Source organism: Nostoc sp. DedQUE08 (assembly GCF_034530895.1).
Taxonomy (GTDB): Bacteria; Cyanobacteriota; Cyanobacteriia; order Cyanobacteriales; family Nostocaceae; genus Nostoc.
This window is the reverse complement of the sequence record NZ_JAVRCD010000009.1, coordinates 23,353-45,817: the sequence shown is the minus strand read 5'-3', so window position 1 is coordinate 45,817 and position 22,465 is coordinate 23,353. Positions and strand designations below refer to the sequence as shown.

At 41.0% G+C, this 22,465-nt stretch carries 18 protein-coding genes; 7 read left to right on the top strand and 11 right to left on the bottom strand.

The annotated features are described in order from the left end of the window. Positions 1 to 66: 66 nt before the first annotated feature. The 5 genes from RMY64_RS08390 to RMY64_RS08370 all read right to left on the bottom strand — a co-directional run bounded on the left by RMY64_RS08390 (position 67) and on the right by RMY64_RS08370 (position 9,831). Complete coding sequence (locus RMY64_RS08390) at positions 67 to 192, bottom strand: hypothetical protein (protein ID WP_322672042.1); 126 nt, start codon at positions 190 to 192, stop codon at positions 67 to 69. A 33-nt stretch (positions 193 to 225) separates the two neighbouring features. After that, complete coding sequence (locus RMY64_RS08385) at positions 226 to 1,032, bottom strand: Uma2 family endonuclease (RefSeq protein WP_322672043.1); 807 nt, start codon at positions 1,030 to 1,032, stop codon at positions 226 to 228. 36 nt (positions 1,033 to 1,068) lie between these two features. Next, a complete protein-coding gene (locus RMY64_RS08380) occupies positions 1,069 to 1,707 on the bottom strand; it encodes a Uma2 family endonuclease (protein WP_322672044.1) in 639 nt (212 codons plus the stop codon). 157 nt (positions 1,708 to 1,864) lie between these two features. After that, the gene (locus tag RMY64_RS08375; RefSeq protein WP_322672045.1) at positions 1,865 to 3,784 is read right to left on the bottom strand and encodes a sensor histidine kinase; all 1,920 of its coding nucleotides are present in this window, start codon (positions 3,782 to 3,784) and stop codon (positions 1,865 to 1,867) included. Positions 3,785 to 3,900: 116 nt separating this feature from the next. After that, positions 3,901 to 9,831, bottom strand: a complete 5,931-nt coding sequence (locus RMY64_RS08370) for an AAA family ATPase (protein WP_322699801.1) — start codon at positions 9,829 to 9,831, stop codon at positions 3,901 to 3,903. 190 nt (positions 9,832 to 10,021) lie between these two features. Between RMY64_RS08370 and RMY64_RS08365 the strand changes: the two genes are divergently transcribed. The 4 genes from RMY64_RS08365 to RMY64_RS08350 all read left to right on the top strand — a co-directional run bounded on the left by RMY64_RS08365 (position 10,022) and on the right by RMY64_RS08350 (position 13,045). Beyond that, positions 10,022 to 10,747, top strand: a complete 726-nt coding sequence (locus RMY64_RS08365; protein ID WP_322672047.1) for a pyridoxine 5'-phosphate synthase — start codon at positions 10,022 to 10,024, stop codon at positions 10,745 to 10,747. A 239-nt stretch (positions 10,748 to 10,986) separates the two neighbouring features. Continuing rightward, positions 10,987 to 11,706 carry a SnoaL-like polyketide cyclase gene (locus tag RMY64_RS08360; protein WP_322672048.1) on the top strand — a complete coding sequence of 240 codons (720 nt, stop codon included), beginning with the start codon at positions 10,987 to 10,989 and terminating at the stop codon, positions 11,704 to 11,706. 66 nt (positions 11,707 to 11,772) lie between these two features. After that, entirely contained in the window at positions 11,773 to 12,102 is a 330-nt protein-coding gene (locus RMY64_RS08355) for an MgPME-cyclase complex family protein (RefSeq protein WP_322672049.1), read from the top strand. A gap of 277 nt (positions 12,103 to 12,379) precedes the next feature. Beyond that, entirely contained in the window at positions 12,380 to 13,045 is a 666-nt protein-coding gene (locus RMY64_RS08350; RefSeq protein ID WP_322690896.1) for a hypothetical protein, read from the top strand. Between the two features lie 277 nt (positions 13,046 to 13,322). On the opposite strand, the gene RMY64_RS08345 is transcribed toward RMY64_RS08350, so the two are convergent. The 3 genes from RMY64_RS08345 to folD form a co-directional block, all read right to left on the bottom strand. After that, entirely contained in the window at positions 13,323 to 13,778 is a 456-nt protein-coding gene (locus RMY64_RS08345) for a divergent PAP2 family protein (protein ID WP_094350479.1), read from the bottom strand. A 293-nt stretch (positions 13,779 to 14,071) separates the two neighbouring features. Then, on the bottom strand, positions 14,072 to 15,004 hold the full coding sequence (gene crtE, locus RMY64_RS08340) for a geranylgeranyl diphosphate synthase CrtE (RefSeq protein WP_322684944.1): 933 nt from the start codon (positions 15,002 to 15,004) through the stop codon (positions 14,072 to 14,074). Positions 15,005 to 15,179: 175 nt separating this feature from the next. After that, complete coding sequence (gene folD, locus RMY64_RS08335) at positions 15,180 to 16,067, bottom strand: bifunctional methylenetetrahydrofolate dehydrogenase/methenyltetrahydrofolate cyclohydrolase FolD (protein ID WP_322690895.1); 888 nt, start codon at positions 16,065 to 16,067, stop codon at positions 15,180 to 15,182. Positions 16,068 to 16,272: 205 nt separating this feature from the next. On the opposite strand from folD, the gene RMY64_RS08330 reads away from it, so the two are divergent. The 3 genes from RMY64_RS08330 (at position 16,273) to RMY64_RS08320 (ending at position 18,449) form a co-directional block, all read left to right on the top strand. Continuing rightward, the gene (locus RMY64_RS08330; protein WP_322699800.1) at positions 16,273 to 16,743 is read left to right on the top strand and encodes a hypothetical protein; all 471 of its coding nucleotides are present in this window, start codon (positions 16,273 to 16,275) and stop codon (positions 16,741 to 16,743) included. Positions 16,744 to 16,764: 21 nt separating this feature from the next. Further along, positions 16,765 to 17,199, top strand: a complete 435-nt coding sequence (locus tag RMY64_RS08325; RefSeq protein ID WP_322699799.1) for an NUDIX hydrolase — start codon at positions 16,765 to 16,767, stop codon at positions 17,197 to 17,199. Positions 17,200 to 17,345: 146 nt separating this feature from the next. After that, a complete protein-coding gene (locus RMY64_RS08320; RefSeq protein WP_322684948.1) occupies positions 17,346 to 18,449 on the top strand; it encodes an AI-2E family transporter in 1,104 nt (367 codons plus the stop codon). A gap of 217 nt (positions 18,450 to 18,666) precedes the next feature. On the opposite strand, the gene RMY64_RS08315 is transcribed toward RMY64_RS08320, so the two are convergent. From RMY64_RS08315 to RMY64_RS08305, 3 genes are all read right to left on the bottom strand, one after another. Continuing rightward, positions 18,667 to 19,797 carry a sensor domain-containing diguanylate cyclase gene (locus RMY64_RS08315; protein WP_322672056.1) on the bottom strand — a complete coding sequence of 377 codons (1,131 nt, stop codon included), beginning with the start codon at positions 19,795 to 19,797 and terminating at the stop codon, positions 18,667 to 18,669. Between the two features lie 478 nt (positions 19,798 to 20,275). After that, positions 20,276 to 21,010: an HAD family hydrolase gene (locus RMY64_RS08310; RefSeq protein ID WP_322672057.1), complete on the bottom strand. Its 735-nt coding sequence runs from the start codon at positions 21,008 to 21,010 to the stop codon at positions 20,276 to 20,278. A 131-nt stretch (positions 21,011 to 21,141) separates the two neighbouring features. Further along, positions 21,142 to 22,236: a 30S ribosomal protein S1 gene (locus RMY64_RS08305; RefSeq protein ID WP_322672058.1), complete on the bottom strand. Its 1,095-nt coding sequence runs from the start codon at positions 22,234 to 22,236 to the stop codon at positions 21,142 to 21,144. Positions 22,237 to 22,465 lie beyond the last annotated feature (229 nt).

Sequence of the window (22,465 nt, the reverse complement as noted above, 5' to 3'; positions counted from 1 at the left end):
ATAGTGATCGCACTTACTAATTCTGACATTTAAAAATAGCGATGCCTACAGCGGTAAACTACGCACTTATTTGTTGTGAGATTTGGAAAGAGCGATCGCATTTGTTTGTTGTGATTTTTCAAAATAGCGATCGCATTTGTTTGTTGTAATATTTGAAAGTGGCGATCGCATTTGTTTGTTGTGAGTTTTCAAAATAGCGATCGCATTTAGTCTTTCGCTTACATTTCACAAAATATCTGGATTTTCACCCAATTCTCTCAATCTAGCTGCTAAACGAGCCGCTTTTGCAGCTGCGGCTTCTTCTCGTATACCAGCAGTTTCGGCTTGTGCAACTGCGGCTTGTGCTTGTGCAACAGCAATTTCCGCCTGCGTGACTGCGGCTTGTGCTTGTGCAGCAGCAGCTTCGTCTGGTAACAAAACCAAATTGCCAGCTACATCGTAAAACCGCAACCATATCGCCGTTTCTCTGTCTATTGTTCCTTCATGGGTTCCCAACCATAAACCTAACTTTTGACACCACAGCCAACCACGCTCATTCGGTGTCAAAGATTGATATTGCTGATTATGATCTAAATGCCACCCCTGCAAAGAATTTGGGTCAAAGGGGTCATAGACAAAATAATCTGAAGTATGAAAAGTTTGTTCGTAAAGGTCTTTCTTAACAGTTTTATCTATTTTGGCTGTAGATGGTGACATTAATTCTACAATCACATCAGGATAACGACCGTTTTCTTCCCATACTACCCAACCTTGACGAGAATTAATTCCATCCACATTCAAGACAGCAAAGAAATCGGGGCCACGGAAATCCTGGTTACGTACTTGGGCGCTGCTGTAATAAATAAACATATTGCCCCCAGTGAAGAAATCATTGCGATCAGCCCAAGCTTGCTGCAATGACCGAATCAACACATTCATGGCAATACGGTGGCGATTTGATTCCAAGGGTTGTCCGTCATCAAAAATTAAATCTGTCGGCGGTGTAGGGTGTTCCCAATCTAGAATAGCTCTTGGATTGTTTTCGGTAGTCATGAGCGATCGCCTTTCTCAGAAAGCCTTAGATTTTTATCATAAATTATTCTTTACCCAATCTCTAAAATTACGCATAGCTTGACTTCTGTCAATTGTTAAACACTGCTGAACATATTCATTGACTAATTCAACAATTGGGATACCAGGAAAATTAGGACTAGATTCAGATTTTATATATTTCCCTTCTTTTAGGAATAAAATTTCTAAACCTTGTTGTGTATGTCGCCAAAGTTCAGGAACTCCCAAAATTTCATAATTTTGAAATCGAGTCCGAGAAGTAATATCAATTTCGATTGCTAAATCTGGTGGTGGATCTATATTTAAATCTATGCATTTTTTGCCAATTACAGCAGCTTGATTTTGAATATAAAAACTGGTGTCTGGTTCTACTGCTTGGCGCATTCGCTCATTTTTTAGTGTTGTGGAGCCAAAAGGTTCAAAATCAATTTGTAGTATTTCTAACAAGATTTTGACTAAATCACCAATAAGTTCTTTATCTTTTTCGTGTTCTGGTAGCGGAACCATAATTTCTAACCAACCATGACTATAAGAAATACGTGCAGCACGTCTTTCTCCCATTTCTTCTAAAATATCTTCTAACTGCTGCCAACTAATATCTTGAAGTAACATTTGTTGACCAGGTTTAACAATAATTTGTTGCAGTTTTAAAAGCATATTACCTCAGAGAGTTGATGTAGTAATAATTGTATGTAGCAGATGGAATTTACAAATCAACTTTCTTAAAGTATATCGCCTCTGACTATGAGTGTAGAAATTAGCCAAAAAAACTTATTGATATAATCTTTGACTGTTTCAATTTTGTCAGCAATTTTTAATTTTTACTTGTTAAAGGAATACGGATGGTAAACTCTGTTCCATATCCTGGGGTTGAATCAACTTCAATAGTTCCTCGATGTTTATCTACAACAATTTGATAAGCGATCGCCATTCCTAATCCGATTCCTTTACCCACAGGTTTAGTAGTAAACATATGGTCAAATACCCGTTGCTTGACATTCTCTGACATCCCAATACCATTATCGTAAATCTGAACGATCGCGCAATGACTTGATTTGTCAATTTGGGTTTGGAGCTTAATTTGATTAGGCTTAGTTTTAAGCTCCTCAAAACTTCGTTTTTGGCTGGCTTCTTCTAGTGCATCGATCGCATTCACGAGAACATTCATAAACACTTGATTGAGTTGCCCTGCGTAGCATTCTACTAGCGGTAGATCGCTGTATTGCTTAACGATCTGAATTTCTGGTAGATTGGGCGTAGCTGTAAGGCGACGGTTCAAAATCATCAGAGTGTTATCTAATCCTTCGTGAATATCTACAAATTTCATATCTGCTTCATCGAGGCGTGAGAAATTACGCAGCGACAGCACAATTTCACGAATGCGTTTGGTTCCCACTTGCATTGATGCCATTAATTTAGGTAAATCTTCTGCAAGAAACTCAATATCAAGGTCTTGAACGCGATCGCTAATTTCGGGGGTAGGATTTGGATAGGTTTGTTGATAAAGCTTGAGTAAATCGAGGATATCTTGGCTGTAAACGCTGGCATGGTTGAGATTAGCATGGATAAAATTGGCGGGATTATTGATTTCATGTGCCACTCCAGCCACTAATTGTCCCAGACTAGACATTTTTTCGGTGTGGATGAGTTGAGCTTGAGTATTTTGCAATTCTTTCAGGGTTTTGCTGAGTTGTTGCGTCTGCTGGCTAGAAATCAAGGCGCGATCGCGAATCTGTTCATATAGTTGCACCTGTCGCCACGCACTAATCAACCCAACCGCCAGCAATCCTCCCAAAACGGTAGCCAACAAATTCAACGCCTGTAATGGCGATTCAATATTTTCTTTTAGCACAATTAACGCTACTGACCAATTTGCCTCTCTGAGGGGAGTGTAAGCAACATAGCTCCATTTACCATCCAGTTGAGCTAATTCAATACTTGTGCGTTTAGCTACCATTTTTTGGGTAATTTCCGCTAACCTGGGATTGGGTGAATTAAGGAAACTCTGAGCGGCTTTTTCGGCTGTACCAATTAGTTCCGTGTTGGGATGGGCGATGGGAACTCCTTGAGAATTCAGCGCAAAGGCATAGCTGCCTTTACCTTGATGCAAATTGCCGATCGCCTCAACGACTCGGTTAATTGGAATTCCTCCCATTAAAACACCTGCTGGCTTTATGCCTGTTTCGGCAGGAATCGGCGAACTAATCTGAATCTGTAACTGTTTAGTTGTGCGTCCAATAATTGGATCGGTTGCTACTGTTTCACCTGCTATACTCCGCTGAAAAAATTCTCGGTCTTTAACATTGAGATGATCTCCGTGAGTATTGATTAATAGAGCATCCGGTGTGACCAACCCCATGAGCAAAAACGTTTGTAGCCGCTTCAATTCAGATTGCAAGTAAGGTTCCATTACAGACCAATCGAGCGATCGCACCACACCAGAATTTGCCAAAGTATTAATTTCTGTTTTACGAATGGCTAACCAATTATCAATATCATCCTGGCCTTTGCGTGTTTTTAATAGTACTTGTTCTTTCAGACTATCGAGCAGCAATCCCTTAACAATTTTGTAACTAGTGATAGCTGTAGCGCTAATACTAATAGACAAAAATACTACGATTGATAATAATATAAAGTTACGCGATCGCCATTTAAATGAGTAGTATTTTTTGTCGATTTGGGCATTCCATCGGGGATTAATTTTCAACCATACTTTCCGCAATTGAAGCATCATTGTAGCTTGACTCCAAACTAAAATTTTAAAAAGCAAAAATGAAAAGTGCTGAGTAAAGTGGAAATTACTCAGCACGGGCTAAACACTCCGCTATCGCTAACAGTACTCAACACTCATTATTGTTGTTGAGTAGAGATTTGAATGACAAACTCTGTACCTTTTCCAAGTTCGGAAGTACAAGAGATCGAACCGCCATGTGCTTCTACCACAATTTGACGAGCGATCGCTAATCCTAATCCAGTGCCTTTTCCTACAGCCTTGGTAGTGAACAAATGGTCAAACACTTTTTGTTTAACCTCCGGTGGCATCCCCACCCCGTTATCAGCAATCTTAATCAAAACATTTTGACCTGAATCTACTACACGAGTTTGAATAGTGATGCAATTGGGGTTGGCAAGAATCGCTTCCAAACTGCGTTCTGTATTGTATTGTTCAAGCGCATCAATGGCATTTGCTAACAAGTTCATAAACACTTGATTAAGTTGTCCCGCAAAGCATTCCACTAGGGGTAGCTTGCCATAATTCTTCACTACCTCAATTGCTGGACGGTTTTCATTAGCTTTTAAACGGTGTCTGAGAATCAGAATAGTACTGTCAATCCCTTCGTGAATATCAAAAGGAACTTTATAATCCTTATCTGCTCTGGAGAAGGTTCGCAAACTGGTACTGATACTACGAATACGGTTAACACCCAATTTCATCGAGTCTAGTAATTTAGGCAAATCTTCGCGTAAATAATTCAAGTCGATGGCATCAATTTCATCTTGAATATCTAAACTGGGATTGGGAAACTTTTGTTGATAAAGATTAATTAGTCCAAACAAATCTTTAACATAATCTTTGGCAGGTTCAATATTACCAGCAATGAAGCCTACAGGATTGTTGATTTCATGGGCAACACCTGCTACCAGATTGCCAAGAGCAGACATTTTTTCATTTTGCACCACTTGCAATTGCATCGTTTTGAGTTCTTCCAACGCTTGTTCCAACTGTTGTTTTTGCTGCTGTAACAATTGTTGTGCTTGTTGGCGTTCAGTGATGTCTTCAGATGTGCTTAGAATGCCAAAAACGTTTCCTTCTCTATCTTTTAGAGGAATTTTATTTGTATTAGACCACTTTTGTGTTCCATCTACTTGCTGCACGGTTTCGATAATGTTGAGTTCCGCTTCCCCAGACTCAATAATGCGGCGATCGCGCGCTACAAAAAAATCTGATTGCTCCTTAGTCCAGCGAAGGTCATAATCTGTTTTCCCAATAACATTTTCTGGCATTCCTAGACCCCAAGTTTGCGTAAATTTATGATTACAGCCTAAATAAACACTATTGCAGTCTTTCCAGAAAACAGATTGTGGAATATTGTCAATAATTAACCGCAAAAATTGTTCCGTCTGTCCCAAGTTTTCTAGAGCATCTTGTGCTTGCTGATAAAGCCTAGCGTTTTCTAGGGAGATTGCAGCTTGAGTACATAATAGATTGAGAATTTCGACGCGATCGCTACTAAACGCCCCAGTCATCAGATTGTTTTCTAAATATAAAATCCCTAAGAGTTTTCCTTGATAGAGAATCGGCGTACACAGCAAGCTTTTGGGTTGCTGACGAATAATATAGGGATCGGCTATTAGCGCTGGATGCAATGTTGTATCAAAGATAACGGTAGATTGCAAGTTACGTTTAACGGCGTAAATTAGACTATGGGGAACGTCTGCACTATCTTCCACAAAAATGGACTGTAACACTGTTGATTGTTGCCCAACTTGAGCCATCGCCTCAACTAGCAATCTATCTTCTTTAAGCAGTAGTAATGCACACTTATCTGCTCCAGCATTTTCAATCACTACTTGTAGCAGCTTCGTAAGTAATTTATCTAATTCAATTTCACTGGAGAGAGCCTGAGAAGCTTTTAAAACTGTTGCCAAATCTAGCATTACTGATGTATTGCTGCTAGATGTTACTGATTTATGAATGCTTGGGTGGAAGGTAGTAATGCTGTCAATATTTGCGATTGTGTCATTGGGTGTGAGTGGCGATCGCCTCTGTTGTAAAATTGGGGCTAACAGTTGTGGATAACGCTGTTCTAGGTCATCGACTTTAGCTTTAGCATCCCAACGGGTGTAGCAATAGTAAGCATTAATTAAATACTCTTGAGCAATGCGTTCTTTGCCCCATTCTAAATAAAACTTGGCTGCAAGCTCGTTGGCGAGAGCTTCTTCGTTGACATATTCGTTTTCTTTGGCTTTAGCAATGGCGCGATCGTATGACTCGATTGCATCCATATATTTACCAGAAATTCTTGCTATTTCCGCAGATAACAAGAGATATCGATGTAGAAAGTTGTCTGGGCAACTATTCGCCCAGTTTTTCTGAATTTGTTGATGCTCTCGAATAATGTCCCAATACTGCTTTTTCTTCTCTAATGTCACATTGGGATAAAGAGCTATCAAGCTGAGTGGATAATAGAAATGATACTGAATAATTGGGAAAAAACCAGAGTTACAACCAAGAGTTTTCTCAGCTTCTTCTGCTGCTTGCACAGCATCTACGTAACGACCATAAAGGTACGACAATTGGATTTTAAGAAAGCAGTACCAATTAATTCCATGATCGAAGTTATTTTTCTGTCTCCATACTTCGATATAGGGAATATCTTCGTCGTTGCGATCGCCTAATAAATCGGTATTTTTAGATATATCTTGCAGATTTAATAAAAACTGCTGCTGTAAAGTAAATGCATATAGCATATTGGCATCATTAACCTGTTGGACATAACTCAGATATTTTTCAGTTTCCGCGTAAACATCTGAGAGGCGATCGCCTTTAATTAACATCGCCCAAATCAAAAACGAAACGGCCCAAACACCAAACACCAAATTTCCTGTTTCTTGACATATTTGGAATGATTGTTGAGAAAGTGGCAAATTCGTTTTCAAATGCTGATTATAGGGATTAATCGTGTGTGCAAAGATATTATTGGTCTTAAAAATAAATTGAGTACTATTAAAGTGACGATCGAGTTTTAGTGCTAATGTACCGAACTCATAAGCAGTTTGATAATTTCCTTGATTTGCCAGACTCATCCCATATATACAGTAAGCAAAACCAGAGCTTTCTGCATTGCCATATTTAAACGATAAATTGATCGTTAATAGAGGAACCAAGCAACTGAGGTATCGATCTCCTCCCATATAAGCTGCTGCCCAAAGGTCAGCTAAAATACCCATACAAACCTTCTTCTCTGAATCTGTCATCTCAGGCAGATCGAATAAATCTGATATGCGAATCGTTTGCAGTTTAGCTTTTAATTCTTGAAGTTCGGTTTCGATAACAGCTTGCTGTTCTTCAGGAGTGACTAGCAGATTCATTCCCATAATGCTCAAACCTTTTACTCCAGCTTCAATACTAGCTGCTATATTTTCACCCTGAGTCATTCTCAGATACATCTGAATCCTATAAATCTCTACTTGCTCAAACCTATCTTGGCTTTGAGCTAACGCTATCTCAAATAATTTCTCGGCTTGGTCAAAGCTGCCAGTTAGATATTCACATTCTGCGGATTCTCGATGTAATTCAAATGCAATTTTATAATTAACTAACCAACTTTCTGCTATCAGCAAGCTTCTACCCAATGTAAAATATTTTAGGGCTGCTTTATAAGCAGTAGAAGCTTTTGCTTTCTTACCAGCAATTAGATTCAGTTGAGCAAGTTCATATCTTTGAGATTGCCCATCAATTATGTCAATTCCCTCATTTAGCTGATTAACAATATCAAAAATGCTGGTTTCAAGCTCTTCGGGTGATGTATTGTTTAACAGTAATTGCCCAATCTTGAAATGAGTAGCTTTTCGTTGAGATTCAGGGATAAGAGAATAAGCCGCTTGCTGAACGCGGTCATGAAGAAATCTGTAAGAGCAAGAATCAGGAAAATTGTGTTGCTGAAATTCGGAGTTTTGAATTCTCAATTCAGACTCGTCATGATAGAACTTGTAAACTTCATTGGTAGGAATAATCAACCCATCTTGCAAAGCTTTCCAAAAGTCTGCGGCTGTTTCGACTTGGGATTTTTCATGGACGATCGCTAACGTCGCTAAATCAAATTGATTTCCTACACAAGCCGCTAACTTCAAAACTTCTTGAGTTTTTGCTGACAATTTCTGAAGCTGAATTGCCATAAACTCTACTACATCATCGGTAAGAGCGAGCGATCGCACCTGAGCAATATCACATTCCCAATAACCACCATTAAAATTAAATGTAATTAGTTTATCTTGATGTAGCGCTTTGAGAAACTGGGTGCTGAAGAAAGGATTTCCTTTAGTTTTGCTCAATACTAATTCTGTTAGAGGTGTGGCTAAAGCTAAAGAGCAACTCAATGTATCTGCAACCAAATGATTGATAGAAACTCGATCGAGAGGTAATAAAGTAATCGTATTGACTGTAGCATCTAACTTTTGAATCTCTTCTAAAGTCAGTATCAGGGGATGTACTGGGTTGACTTCGTTATCTCGATAAGCACCAATTAACAATAAATAGCCGATGTCAGCTTCGCTCATTAACAAGTGCATTAAGTTTAAAGAAGCAGCATCTGCCCATTGCAGATCGTCAATAAAGATCGCTAATGGATGCTCTGATGCAGTGAAGACTTGAGTGAATTTCAAAAACAGCGAATTGAAGCGATTTTGGGCTGCACCACCAGAGAGTTCTGGCGCAGGAGGCTGTTTACCAATCATACTTTCCAGTTCTGGAATCACCTCAATCATCACTTGTCCGTGTTCACCCAAAGCAGAAATAATTTTGCGCTTCCATTGCTGGAATTGGGCGTCAGTTTCACTTAGCAGTTGCCTGATTAAGTCTCGAAAGGCTTGCACAAAGGCAGAGAAAGGGATGTTGCGCTGGAACTGGTCAAATTTACCTTTAATGAAATAACCCCGTTGTCGCACAATTGGCTTGTGGACTTCGTTCACCACAGCAGTTTTGCCAATGCCAGAAAAGCCCGCTACCAACATAATTTCAGTGCTTCCCTGGCTGACTCTCTCAAAGGCATCCAGTAAATTTTGAACTTCGGCTTGGCGACCGTAGAGCTTTTCTGGGATGATGAAGCGATCGCAAATATCCCGCTCACCCAATTGAAAGGATTTAACCCTGCCAATTTCTTGCAATTGAGACAAACATTTTTCTAAATCAAATTTCAGCCCTAATGCACTCTGATAGCGGTCTTCAGCATTTTTCGCCATCAATTTCATCACAATCCCACAAAGAACTTCGGGAATAGATTCTTCATTTTTGAATTTTGAGTCGCACCTTTGGTGCGCTTCCAGCGCAACTTGAATTTTGAATTGCTCTGGAAGCTTTGCAATATGACAGTGAACCAACTCCATCGGATCGTTAGACTCAAAAGGCAGATGTCCAGCCAGCAATTCATAGAAGGTAACGCCGAGGGAATAGTAATCACTGCGATAGTCAATTCCACGATTCATCCGCCCGGTTTGTTCTGGAGAAAGGTAAGCGAGAGTACCTTCTAAGACGTTGGGACTGTGAATTTCGCGGGTTTCTCTAGGTAAAAGAGAGGCAATACTAAAGTCAATTAACTTGACTTGCTTAGTTTCCGGGTTGATGAGGATATTGGCAGGCTTAATATCTTTGTGGATAACCTGATGGCGGTATAGTCCGTCAAGAATATTACTTAGAGCGATCGCAATATCCAAAAACTCTGTCAAAGTATATTGATTGCTGGCCATTTTTTGGTTGAGCCAATCTCTGAGGGAAATACCACCAAAATCCTCCATCACCAAAGCATAGCTGTTGCGGTAAGGTTCCAGGCTGTAGGGATGAACAATACCGGGTAGGTCAAGATTTTTAGCAATAGTGTACTGATTACGGAACAGCAGCAGTTCATTGAAGTTAGGATACTCTTGCTGGAGCAGTTTAATCACAACCGGAAGTCGATCCGCCTCTCGAATAGCACGGTAAACTACGGTTCTAGAGCCTGCATAAAGTTGTTCGCTAATTTGATAGTTCAAAAGCTTGTCCATCGGCTCAACTGCTGTATTCATACTTCATCAACTCTTGTGAAATCAGCTATTTATTTAAAGTAGTTTGCCCAAGAATAAGCTTTTGCTAACTCAGTTTTCTTTTAAACAATCGCATTGTACGCGTGTAATCTATCTGTAGCTCCTTCAGCAAAACTACGCTATTTCCAGTAAAATCAAATTCTAAGGACTGTGGATTTGGGAGAAATTTGGGGTGCCTACACTTGGCGTTAACATTGACCACATCGCCACTATCCGGCAAGCGCGGCGGACAGTGGAACCAGACCCAGTAGCGGCGGCGGTACTGGCAGAATTAGCAGGTGCAGATGGAATTACGGTGCATCTGCGTGAAGATCGGCGACATATCCAAGATCGGGATGTGCGGATATTGCGGCAAACAGTGCGATCGCATCTTAATTTAGAAATGGCCGCTACAGATGAAATGCTGGCGATCGCTCTCGATATCAAACCAGATTACGTGACTTTAGTCCCCGAAAAGCGCGAAGAAGTCACAACAGAAGGCGGACTAGATATTGCCCTCCAAATTGCTAGAATAGGTGAGATAGTCGATAAATTGCAAAGCGCTAGCATTCCAGTTAGTTTATTTATCGATGCCCAACCAGCACAAATTGAAGCATCTGTCAAGACACAGGCGCAGTTTATTGAATTGCACACCGGACAATATGCTGAGGCTAAAGATGAAACAAATCGCCAGCGAGAATTAGCCATATTAGCAAAAGGGTGTGAACAAGCGATTCAAGCCGGATTGCGAGTTAACGCTGGTCACGGACTCACCTACTGGAACGTCTATCCGGTGGCTGCGCTTCCAGGCATGGAAGAACTGAACATTGGTCATACCATCATCAGTCGGGCAGCATTAGTAGGTATGGAAAGGGCAGTCCGCGAGATGAAACAAGCTATAAGGGGGGATGGGGAATAGGGCATGGGGCATTGGGCATTGGGCATTGGGCATTGGGCATTGGGCATTGGGCTTTAGGAGTGCTGAGTGCTGAGTTAGGAGTTAGGAGTTTTGTTTATCTCCTTGTCTCCTTGTCCCCTAACTCCCTCGCTCCCTCATCTCCCTGCTCCCCTGCCCCCTACTCCCTGCTCCCTATATAAAAAGAGGGGTTGTCACTGCGAAATCTAGAAATTGGGATCGAATCTTCAGCAAAAACTTCTATGAGCGCAACACAATCTAACAACCTGCCACTTTGGGTACAGGATCGGGATAAGGTGATAGCAGAAAGTACTGATGTCAAGTGGCGCTATCAGACACCGCCTGATTATTCCCGTTCAAAAGAGAATCTTGCTAAAGAAAGTATCTATAATCATCTTGAAGGAACACTGGAAGCGATCGTGCAAAACTTGGTGAGAACCTTCGAGATGGAGGTATCCTTCAAAGCTAACCCGCAAGAGTGGTTATCTATTGTGAATGACAACTTTCGCGTCAGTACCAATGGCGGAGTAGAGTATACCGCAGCAGATTTATCAGCCCAAGGTACTTACAATCTATTTATGCCTGATTCAGAGCATTACAAAGCTTCAGAAGAAAGCTTTGAATCATCCGCAAAAGTCTTCCACACAACATTTCCTCAAGGATTTCCTTGGGAAGTGCTGGAAGTTTTCTCAGGGCCACCGAATGTAACATTTAAATGGCGGCATTGGGGACATTTTAACGGAGAATATAAAGACCATGCACCTACTGGAGAAACAATAGAAATTATCGGTATGAGCATTGCAAAAGTTACCGATGACTTGAAGGTTATTTCCTTAGAACATTACTTCGACAATAATCTGTTCTTGGAAAAGCTAACATCTGGTGGCAAACAGACAAAATCTGAAAACCAGAAAAGTGCTTGTCCGTTCAGTTCTTGGTTCAAGAAATCCCAGAAAAGTTAGTTAGTTTTGTCAGGGTACAGAGTCACTGTGCCCTGAAATTATTCACATAGCAAGCAAAGGATGAAAATGCAAACATACCATTACGTTTTGGCAAGTCACCGCTTTCTTCTCGAAGAAGAACCGATACACGAAGTTCTCAAAGAACGCACCCGTAACTACCACGAACAAGAAAAAGAAATAGATTTTTGGTTAGTTGAGCAACCAGCTTTCTTGGAAACACCGCAGTTTAAAGAGCTAAAAGCAAAATGTCCCCAACCAGCAGTAGCAATTATTTCTACAAATCCTCAATTTATTACTTGGTTAAAACTGCGTTTAGAGTACGTTATTACTGGCGAATTCCAGGCTCCTTCTGAGGCAATACCAGATGCTTTGGCATCGCTTACTACCGTATCTTAGGCATAGCGCATTGGACATTGGGCATGGAGAAAAGATAAGGAAGATGGGGAAACAAGGGAGATTGTTCAATAATTCTCCCTTGTCCCCTTGTCTGCTCTGCTCCCCTGCCCCTCTGCCCCTCTGCCCCTCTGCCTCTTCCCCCACTCCCTGATTTTATTTTTGAGTAACAAAATATATTTTTTGACACATATTTCATCACCATACTGAAGTAGCTAGGTTTTCAGCTTTTTTCTTATAAAATCTTCTAGGACACCTTAATTTACATAATCTAACTTTTGTGCATAGATTTCAGAATTTCCCAAGTGTTTTAGGATTAGCGATTGTAGGGTTGATTGGTGGCATGAGTTCTGTACTTGCTCAAAAAACCATTCCCTCTTGTCAACCACCAAATGCGGGTGAGTATCTTTTATTAGTAGTCAGTCCCACAGCAAATAATCAAAAGCAGTTACGTAGCGCTTTACCACCTGAACTTAAAACTATCACCTGCAAATATCTCAACGAAACCGTGACGCGAGTCGGAGGCTTTAACAAAATTGATGATGCCAATCGTTGGGCAAGATATGTCAGCAATATTGTTGGCTTATCTGCCATAATTACCACTCGACCAACGACAACGGCAGATGTGCAGCCACAGTCACAGCCACAGTCACAGCCCAAACCACCTCAGCAGACAGTCAGCTATAATCCTCAAGCATTAGGAGAAGGTTATGCAGTACTGGTAGATTATTACAACCGTCCAGAATTAGTAAATAGTGTGCAGCAAGTGGTCGGAGGTAACGTCGGTTTTGTTTCTTATGGACAACGCCCTTACTTGCTAGCAGTTTATACCACTAACCAAACTGAAGCGTATAATACATTGCAAAAGCTAAACAATGGCGGTTTCGTTGCCAGCCTAGTAGATAGTCGTAAAGTGATTCTGCTGCGCTCGACTGTGCGGTTTTAGCGATCTTAAGTTCAGTGGTATCTTGATGCGGTCTACCAGAGTGGTAATTTGTCAATTGAATTAATTTGTGATTTTAAATTCCAAATTTCAAAGGGTTTTCAGCGAATATATTTATACTCGCTTTGCGTGAAATAAGTTCTTTGGAACAAATCCTTTCATTCTTAATTCCCTAAATTTATTCACGGGGTAAATTTAAAATCCAAAATCCAAAATTGATTGACAAATTACCAGTTATTAATTATCAATAGCCCCTCAAACAAAGATTTATTACTCTAGTTTAATAAGCAGACCTAGCTAACCAATAGATGGTTATACCCAAAGCCGATCCAGCGATTACCTGAACTGGTGTATGTCCGAGTAATTCTTTCAGACGGTCTTGGCTAAAGTCTGGTTTTTCATGGAATAATTCATCAATCATTTGATTGAGAATACGAGCTTGCTTGCCAGCTGCTTGGCGAACTCCGGCTGCATCATACATGACAATGATGGCAAAAACGATCGCAACGGCAAAATCAGGAGATGCCCAACCCAGTGTTTGCCCTACACCAGCGGCTAAAGCCGTAACCAGAGCCGAATGGGCACTGGGCATACCTCCGGTTGTCACCAAAACACGCACATTCAGTTTGCGATGTTTGACGATCTCAACTACGAGCTTTAATGCTTGAGCAATTAAACAAGCTACCAGAGCAACCAGCAGCACCCGGTTGTCTAAAATGTTGCCTATGTCCTGCATGTTATTTTGGTTAGGTTAGTAAATATTAGCAGCAGTTGTTGGTTGAGGAAACATTTAGATTCAACCCAAAATCCCAAATTAATCTATCACGTTAGAAAAAGACCAGCGATTCAAAATAACCTAAAAGCTTATCAAGTAAGCTTTTGTAATTTTGAATCAGTGAATTTTTAATTTCGTTGGGCAGTAGTAGTACAGTATGGTGTAAATAAACCACCCATTCCCAATCAATGAAACGCTTGCGGTATAGGAATTACGAATTACGAATTACGAATTACGAATTACCCAAAGCGTTACTAGTTATTACGGCTGATAATAAAATGAGCGATCGCTTGGAGTGGTTTAGCTCTGTCTCCAAATGGTTCTAATTCCACACAAGCTTCTTTAACTAGCTCTTGGGCAATTGATCGCGATTCCTCAAGTCCCCACAGGCTGGGATAGGTAACTTTCTGAGCTTTTTGGTCTTTGCCAGCTGTTTTACCTAATTGCTCTTGGGTAGAAGTGATATCCAAAATATCATCGATGATTTGGAATGCTAGCCCAATATTTTGAGCATAACGGGTTAGTCGCTGCACATCTTCAGGTGATGCATTAGCAATCAGCCCGCCACAAACTACGCAAGCTTCCAACAGGGCGGCTGTTTTGTGTTTATGAATGAAATTTAGGGTTTCTAAGGAAATATCTGATTTACCTTCCGACTCTAAATCGACAACTTGACCGCCGACCAAACCACTTGCCCCTAAGGCTCGGCCAAGACGGGCAATAACCTGCAAGACCACCTCTCTCTTAACACTTTGGGGGGTTTGAATGGCAACAGACTCAAAAGCAAGAGCCAACAAGCCATCCCCAGCCAAAATCGCTACATCTTCCCCATAGACTTTATGATTCGTCAGCTTTCCACGACGGTAATCGTCATTATCCATCGCTGGTAGGTCGTCATGTATCAACGACATTGTGTGGAGCATCTCCACAGCACAAGCTGTTGGCATGGCCATGTCAATGGTTCCACCTATCATTTCACAGGTGGCAAGGCAAAGAATGGGACGTACACGCTTACCTCCAGCTAATAACGAGTAGCGCATCGCCTCATAAATCTTTTCTGGATAAATGACTGAGATAGACCGATCCAAAGCATTATCACAAAGCTTTTGTCGCTCTTTTAAATAAGCTGCTAAGTTAAATGTGGCTTCTTCTGGTGGTGTCTTTTGGACGTTATCAGTTGCTACCATTCTTTAATTCCTGACATTTTGCGATTTTTGCCTTATACGTCACAATTTTAAGGTGCTGGGGGACTGAAAAAAATGAAGAGTTAAGAGTTAGGAGTTAGGAATTAGGAGTTAGGAGTTAACAACTCTTAACTTTTAACTGATCGCTTTCAACTTTTAACTCATCACTCCTCACTCCTCACTCTCTTTCTTCTTTTGCCGCTCTAGAATAGCTAGCAAATGTATTTTCCAACAATATGGCAACAGTCATCGGGCCGACACCACCAGGAACTGGGGTGATAAATCCTGCGACATCAGCGGTGGATTCCAAATGGACATCGCCAATGAGACGACTTTTGCCATTAGCATCGGTGACGCGATTCATCCCCACATCTACCACAACAGCGCCCGGTTTCACCATATCAGCAGAGATCAATCCGGGACGACCTACTGCTGCAATTAGAATATCAGCATTTTGGGTGATGGTTTTGAGGTCATGCGATCGCGAGTGAGCGATCGTGACTGTGGCATCAGCTTCTAATAGCATCAGCGCCATCGGTTTACCCACCAAAATACTGCGCCCTACCACTACTGCCTGTTTTCCCTGCAAAGGAATCTCATATTCTTCTAAAAGCCGCATCACACCAGCCGGGGTGCAGCTACGTAACCCAGTTTCTCCCCGTACTAGTCGCCCCAAGTTAACTGGATGCAGTCCATCAGCATCTTTATCGGGATCGATTTGATGTAGCAGAGTTACAGCATCCAGGTGGTTAGGTAAGGGCAATTGCACAAGAATGCCATCCACTCTTTTATCGTGGTTGAGTGCAGCAATTACCTCTTCTAACTCTTGGAGAGTAGTTTCGGCAGGAAAATGCTTACCAAAAGAAGCGATCCCAACTTTAGCGCAGGCTTTTTCTTTATTGCGTACATAAGCGGCTGACGCTGGGTTATCACCAACCATCAACACTGCTAAACCAGGTGGTCGTCCAATTTTTGGTTGTAATTGTGTAATGGCAACAGAAAGTTCTTGCTGAATTTTTGCAGCTAATGCTTTCCCATCAAGGATTTTGGCAGTTTTGGTTTCCATGAAAATTCCCAGCTATGTTCGCTTTTTGTCCAAAGTCCAAAATGAAAATATTGATTCTTAACTCTTGACTTTCGACTATTATTGTGTTGCTGTTTGATGTCGTAGCGTTTCTCTCACAGTAAATTCATAATGTTTATTTTCTCAGATCAACGGCATCATCTGAAGAATAAAGAATTAGGAAGTGGGGAAGAGCAGGAGAAGAATAATGCCCAATGCCCAATGCCCAATGCCCGATACCCAAAATAAATCGGTGGCTTTTATGCGACAAATAAGAAATTTATCTCTTTCGTTCTTGTACGGGCACAGTATTGTTCCTTACCGTTTGGGGTTAATTTTTTTCCTGATCGCAGGACTTTGTAGTTGTGGTAACTTGACATCGCCTGGTTTGCGTGGTGCTGGCTTAAAAATTGGTACAAATGTCACTCCAATTGGAGAGATTAAACCAAAACAAGACAATCAGGCTATAGTTTACATCCAAGGTCAGGTAGAAAAGCAAGCTCCCCTGATCGAACAGTGGGCTTATAAAATTAAGGACTCAACGGGCAAAATTTGGGTTGTCACCAATCAAAAAAATCTGGGTGAAGGTTCAGAAGTTGTAATTAAGGGTAAAGTTCGCTACCGAAGTATTCCCTTAGCTGGCAAAGAATTGGGGGAAGTTTATTTAGAAGAAGAATAATTAAAAATTAAAAATAAAGATATGAACAATCAACAGGTGCACGTAGCGATCGCAATTCTCTACCATAAAAACAAGTTTCTCATGCAGTTGCGTGACAACATCCCCGGTATTCTCTACCCCGGTTACTGGGCGCTGTTTGGCGGTCACATCGAACCTGGTGAAACGCCAGATGTAGCGGTAAAACGAGAAATTTTAGAAGAAATCGGCTATGATCTACCACCCTTTGTTGAATTTGGCTGTTATCCCAATGAAAGAGTTGTCCGTCATGTCTTTCATGCACCACTCTTGGTGGAATTAAATCAACTGGTTCTGAATGAGGGCTGGGATATGGCGTTATTTACGCCAGAAGATATTCGCCAAGGTAACTATTATTCACAAAATGCTGGCGAAGTGCGACCTTTAGGGGCAATGCATCAAAAAATTATGTTGGATTTTATTGAGAAAAATCCAACATAATTTGGGGATTAGTCATTTGTCATTTGTCATTGGACATTAAGTCAAGAGTTAGAAATTCTTCCTCTGCCCCCCTGCTCCCCTGCTCCTCATCTCCCCACATCCCTAGAAGCCAAAATAAAGTTAAAACTCTTATGAGGTGATCGCTAATGCAATCAGCAAACAAACTGCCGCGATGGTTAACTATAGGAATGGCATTTCCCATTGCCATTCTCAACGGCTGGCTATTGCTCCAACTTATACAGTATTTTCAACCCTTAGTTAGCATTATTGCCGCCGCCATCCTACTAGCTTTTGTCTTGAACTATCCAATCCAGTTTCTCCAGGAACAAGGAGTGAAACCCAACTTAGCGATCGGGGGAGTGTTACTTTTGACTCTGGTGGTTTTAGTAGCTTTAGGCATCACCTTAGTTCCCCTGATTATTCAACAACTCGTTGAACTGGCTAATATTTTGCCCAGTTGGATTGATTCTGGTACTCAGCAGCTGCAAGCTTTTCAAGATTGGGCGTTAAGTCAACAGCAACTTCCGATTAATTTAAGTGGTTTATTCACCCAAGTTCTGGAACGATTATCTAACCAACTTCAGTCCTTTACTGGTAGAATTCTTGGTTTTGCTGTCGATACCATTGGTATTGTCCTCAATGTGCTGCTGGCGGTAGTGCTGACTATATACTTAATATTGAATGGTGAACGTCTTTGGGACGGAATTTTTCAGTGGTTTCCCCCTAATATTGGGCCAAGAGTACGGGAATTACTGCGAGAGGATTTCCACAATTACTTCATCGGTCAAGCAACATTGGGAGCTGTGTTAGGGGTGACAATTACTCTGGTGTTTTTGGCGCTGCAAGTTCCCCTAGCTTTACTTTTTGGTATTGGTATTGGCTTATTTTCACTTTTCCCCTTTGGTACGGGGGTAGGTATTGCCATAGTAAGTTTGTTGGTAGCGCTGCAAAATTTTTGGTTAGGGGTGGAAGTCTTAGGTGTAGCTGTTGCGATCGATCAAATTAATTCTAATATTATTGCACCTCGAATTCTCAGCAATTTGACTGGCTTAAATCCTGTGTGGGTGGTGATTTCTTTATTGCTGGGCGCAAAGTTAGGAGGAGTACTGGGTTTGTTAATTGCGATCCCTATTGCCAGCTTTATCAAAGATACAACAGATAGCTGGCAAGCTGGAGAGTTTAATAAGATAGAGGATATAGAGTCAGAACCTGTGACGGTAAAAAGTGAGAGAGCAGGAACTTATACTTAAAACTCTTAACTAAAAAATTGATGATATTGTCCAGCAATCAACTGCAAAATCCTAATTTAGGATGCCAACATCATCTCCAGAAATTAACGTAATTTAAACGAATACAAAGCTAAAAAGTGTAAATTGAGAATTAGGTCAAGATAGCGGAAGAACTGTCAGGAATGAAAAAAGAGATAAAAAAGCTGAGTATTAACATTAGATATGCTTTATTAAAGGATTAAAAGCTGCTGTTGTTATTGCTAGAACTTCGCTTGGCACGTTTTTGCTGGTACATCAACTCATCTGCCTGGAATATGAGTTTTTCCAATGAAACATCTTCATTGATAACGCACTCTTGAACTCCAATACTCATTGATAGATGATAACTTCTACTTGAATTTTGATTAAATAAATCAATGTTAGTTTGTAGGCGAACACTAATTGCATTCGTACGATCTGAACATTTCGGAATGAATACAACAAACTCATCACCCCCCCATCGGGCAACGATATCAGAATCTCTATAGGTTTGACTTAGTAATTCTGCGGCGTCTACTATTACCCGATCTCCAACTTCATGTCCAAAGGTATCATTGATTTGCTTCAATCCATCTATATCTATAAATAAGAGACAACAGGGCTTTTGTAGCCGATGGGCTAGTTTTAATTGCTGATCTGCAAATAGAAAAAAGCCTCGTCGATTATACACTCCAGTTAATTCATCTGTTAGAGATAAGCGCCTAACTTCTGCCTCAATTTTTTGATGCCCCTCTATTTCTTTTTCTAATGCAGCAGTTCGATTGTGGACTCTTTGTTCTAATTCATTATAAATCTGCACGTTTTCCATTGCGACAGCTGTTGTGTCTGCCAATGCCTGTAATAGCTTTACTTTTTCTTCTGTTGGCTGATGTAACGTTGCCCAATATGTTCCAATTGCACCAATGGGGTTACACGTTCGGATCGGCACCATTGCCAAGCTTTTGACAAAAGTTGGTTGGTAAGCTGCAAATGGAATCCGTTCATCTCCATAAATATCGCTAATCACAACGGGCTGACAGTTTCGCATTGTATGCCCACCAATGCAAATACTCATCGGGAAACGTTGTCCTTTCCATAAAGGAGCGATCGCATCTTCATCTGCGTAATAACATTGATCTCCATCTCGTAGTACAAAACTAGCCCCATCTGCCCCAGTCAACTCACGCGCAGACTTTCGTACAATCTCCATGATTTGTTCTAGCGTCCGTGCTAGTGACAATGCTTGAACAACCTCAATTAAATACTCTATCCCCTGAACATAAGACATTTCAGCTTTGACATCATTAGAATCAGAAATGATGACCGGTGAAGCAGAGCTTTGAAAATTCATGCGCTTCCACCAATAAAAAACGATCGAAAATTAGTTGAGACTGCGATCGAAATTGCAATGTCCTTATTCTCAAAAACAGGACAAACGCATCTTATTTGTATAATGCTTACTCAGCCAAGGTTTAAAACATTATTTATTTTTGGAAATAAAATTTGAAATCCTTGTTGGCTATGGATTACAGAATTTAAATGCGTTTACCCTGATTTTAAAAAATTTATTATTTTATTCTATGAGAGATATTACGGATCTCTTTAACTATCTATCTAAAGAAAGATTGCAAAATTATATTGATATGTTAATTTGAGATGATTTTTGCGAATAAAATAGAAAGCTTCTCAGGTACAGACAGACACTACGGTATATTGACTTGACTTGACACAGATATTCTGTGACATAGATGATTTCTGTGTCATCTGAAAACTAATGTGTCAGAAAACGCCCCAAATGCCGTTTTTGAGTTCATCGAACTCGCATTAAATTAATCCTCTAAAATCTTGATTTCATCAAGTTGATTAATCACCACATCCGCACCTCGGACATTATCTGACTTACCTATCCAAGTGATACCAATACAACCTGCGGCTTTAGCATTACGCGCCATTTGCATATCACCAACTGCATCACCCACCATCAAGGTAGCATTCGGTTCAACTCCCAAAGCTTGGCAAGCTTGCAAAAATAGCACTGGATCTGGTTTACTGGGCCCTTCATCTACGCCCATTTGCAACTGGATATAATTACTTAATTGGTGATTGGCTACAAAATTGCGTACTTCTTCAGTTGTCGCAGCCGAGAGAATGCCAAGTTTTAGACCACCCTCCCGCAGGTATTTCAAAATTTCTAGGCTACCTACAAACAGTGGTGAAGGAGTTTCTCCAATGTATTTTTCCGCTTCATCCAAAGCTTGACGGGCTATTTTTAAGCACTCAAACCATCCTCTTCCTGTTTCGGCAATATATGCCGCAGCCGCAACTTCTGTTTCGCGGCGGCTTGCTACTGATATTAAACCTGCGGGATCTAGAAAATTGCCATTGATGCCAAATGCCATTAATAGGGGTTCCCCAGTTCCAGGAATTTGAGCATCTATTAATCTTGCTGCCTTTTGTGCTAGCGATCGCAAATACGTTTCTGAATCTTCTAGAGTACCGTTTTTATCAAACAAAATTGCCTGGATATTACTAAAAGTGATATTTTTACATTTAATGGTTGCCATAATATTTAACTTCTACTACTTCCAATTCTTAACTTTCACCGATTCTCCACATAAAAAAAGAGGGAAAAACCCTCTTTATAAAAATGATTTAATACTCTTACTTCAAAACAAGTAAAACTATAAAAAATCTATTACTCTTCAATAGCTGCTGGAATTTCCTCTTCAATTTCCGTTGCTGCTGGAATCTCTGTTTCAATTCCCGCAACGACTGGAATATCTTCCTCAAGTTCTGTTGCTGGTGGAATATCTTCGTCAAGCTCTGTTGCTGGTGGAATATCTTCGTCTGCAAGAACTTCCGCAGGTGCAGCCGCAGCAGTAGCACCTTGCTGCTTGGCTAATAGCTGTTCGCGATACTTAGCAGCCATTTCTTCCGCCTTATCGTAGACCAAATCCCGGTTTTTAATCATGTCGCCGGGTTCTGGTTCTAGCTGCTTGGTAGATAGGGAAATGCGACCCCTTTCTGCATCCAAGTCAATGATCATAACTTTCACTTCATCATTGACATTGAACACGCTATGAGGTGTATCAATATGTTCGTGAGAAATCTCAGAAATATGCAGTAGACCACTGACGCCGCCAATGTCGATGAAAGCACCGTAGGGTTTGATACCACGAACAGTACCAATTACTACTTCGCCGACTTCTAGGCGGTTCATCTTGCGCTCAACCAGCGCCCGACGATGAGATAAAACGAGGCGATTACGTTCTTCGTCTACCTCTAGGAATTTCAATGGCAGATCCTCACCTACCAATTCTTCTTTAGGTTTGCGAGTACTAATGTGGGAACCTGGGATAAAGCCACGTAATCCCTCAATTCGTACCAATGCTCCACCGCGATTGGTTGCAAATACGCCAGAACGGACAGTAGCATCTTCTGCTTGCAACTGCCGCACGCGTTCCCAGGCCCGCATATATTCAATACGGCGAATGGAAAGGGTTAATTGACCATCTTCGTTTTCATCGGTAAGGATGAAAAATTCGCGCGTTTCGTTTGACTGTAATACTTCTTCCGGGCTATCCACCCGGTTAATAGACATTTCTTGTATAGGTATATATGCTGCGGTTTTAGCACCAATGTCAATCAGAGCGCCGCGCGGCTCTATACTGAAAACTGTTCCTGGCACAACATCGCCAGGGCTAAAATGATAATCGTATTTGTCAAGTAGAGCAGCGAAATCTTCGTGAGTGAATCCAATTTCTGTAGCGGTTAAATTCTGATTGACCATGCTGATTTGTTCCTGGTTCTAGTCTCCGTAAAGGTGGTGTGACAAGCGCGATGCTTTATGTAGGCAGTACTATGGCAGCTTACACAAAACATCCTTTTTTATCCTAGCGCACAAAAGCTAGCATTAACACATATCTACTCCCAAGATTGGAAATTATATCACAACATTTGGTCATTGGTCATTGGTCATTGGTCATTGGTCATTGGTCATTGGTCATTGGTCATTGGTC

What these genes read in the sequence shown, in the direction of transcription:
- crtE (WP_322684944.1), bottom strand. Translation starts at nt 15,004, where the DNA reads ATGGTAGCAACTGATAACGTCCAAAAGACACCACCAGAAGAAGCCACA.
- RMY64_RS08355 (WP_322672049.1), top strand. Translation starts at nt 11,773, where the DNA reads ATGCAAACATACCATTACGTTTTGGCAAGTCACCGCTTTCTTCTCGAA.
- RMY64_RS08325 (WP_322699799.1), top strand. Translation starts at nt 16,765, where the DNA reads ATGAACAATCAACAGGTGCACGTAGCGATCGCAATTCTCTACCATAAA.
- RMY64_RS08305 (WP_322672058.1), bottom strand. Translation starts at nt 22,236, where the DNA reads ATGGTCAATCAGAATTTAACCGCTACAGAAATTGGATTCACTCACGAA.
- RMY64_RS08315 (WP_322672056.1), bottom strand. Translation starts at nt 19,797, where the DNA reads ATGAATTTTCAAAGCTCTGCTTCACCGGTCATCATTTCTGATTCTAAT.
- RMY64_RS08330 (WP_322699800.1), top strand. Translation starts at nt 16,273, where the DNA reads ATGCCCAATGCCCAATGCCCAATGCCCGATACCCAAAATAAATCGGTG.
- RMY64_RS08320 (WP_322684948.1), top strand. Translation starts at nt 17,346, where the DNA reads ATGCAATCAGCAAACAAACTGCCGCGATGGTTAACTATAGGAATGGCA.
- RMY64_RS08385 (WP_322672043.1), bottom strand. Translation starts at nt 1,032, where the DNA reads ATGACTACCGAAAACAATCCAAGAGCTATTCTAGATTGGGAACACCCT.
- RMY64_RS08360 (WP_322672048.1), top strand. Translation starts at nt 10,987, where the DNA reads ATGAGCGCAACACAATCTAACAACCTGCCACTTTGGGTACAGGATCGG.
- RMY64_RS08380 (WP_322672044.1), bottom strand. Translation starts at nt 1,707, where the DNA reads ATGCTTTTAAAACTGCAACAAATTATTGTTAAACCTGGTCAACAAATG.
- RMY64_RS08310 (WP_322672057.1), bottom strand. Translation starts at nt 21,010, where the DNA reads ATGGCAACCATTAAATGTAAAAATATCACTTTTAGTAATATCCAGGCA.
- RMY64_RS08345 (WP_094350479.1), bottom strand. Translation starts at nt 13,778, where the DNA reads ATGCAGGACATAGGCAACATTTTAGACAACCGGGTGCTGCTGGTTGCT.
- folD (WP_322690895.1), bottom strand. Translation starts at nt 16,067, where the DNA reads ATGGAAACCAAAACTGCCAAAATCCTTGATGGGAAAGCATTAGCTGCA.
- RMY64_RS08370 (WP_322699801.1), bottom strand. Translation starts at nt 9,831, where the DNA reads ATGAATACAGCAGTTGAGCCGATGGACAAGCTTTTGAACTATCAAATT.
- RMY64_RS08375 (WP_322672045.1), bottom strand. Translation starts at nt 3,784, where the DNA reads ATGATGCTTCAATTGCGGAAAGTATGGTTGAAAATTAATCCCCGATGG.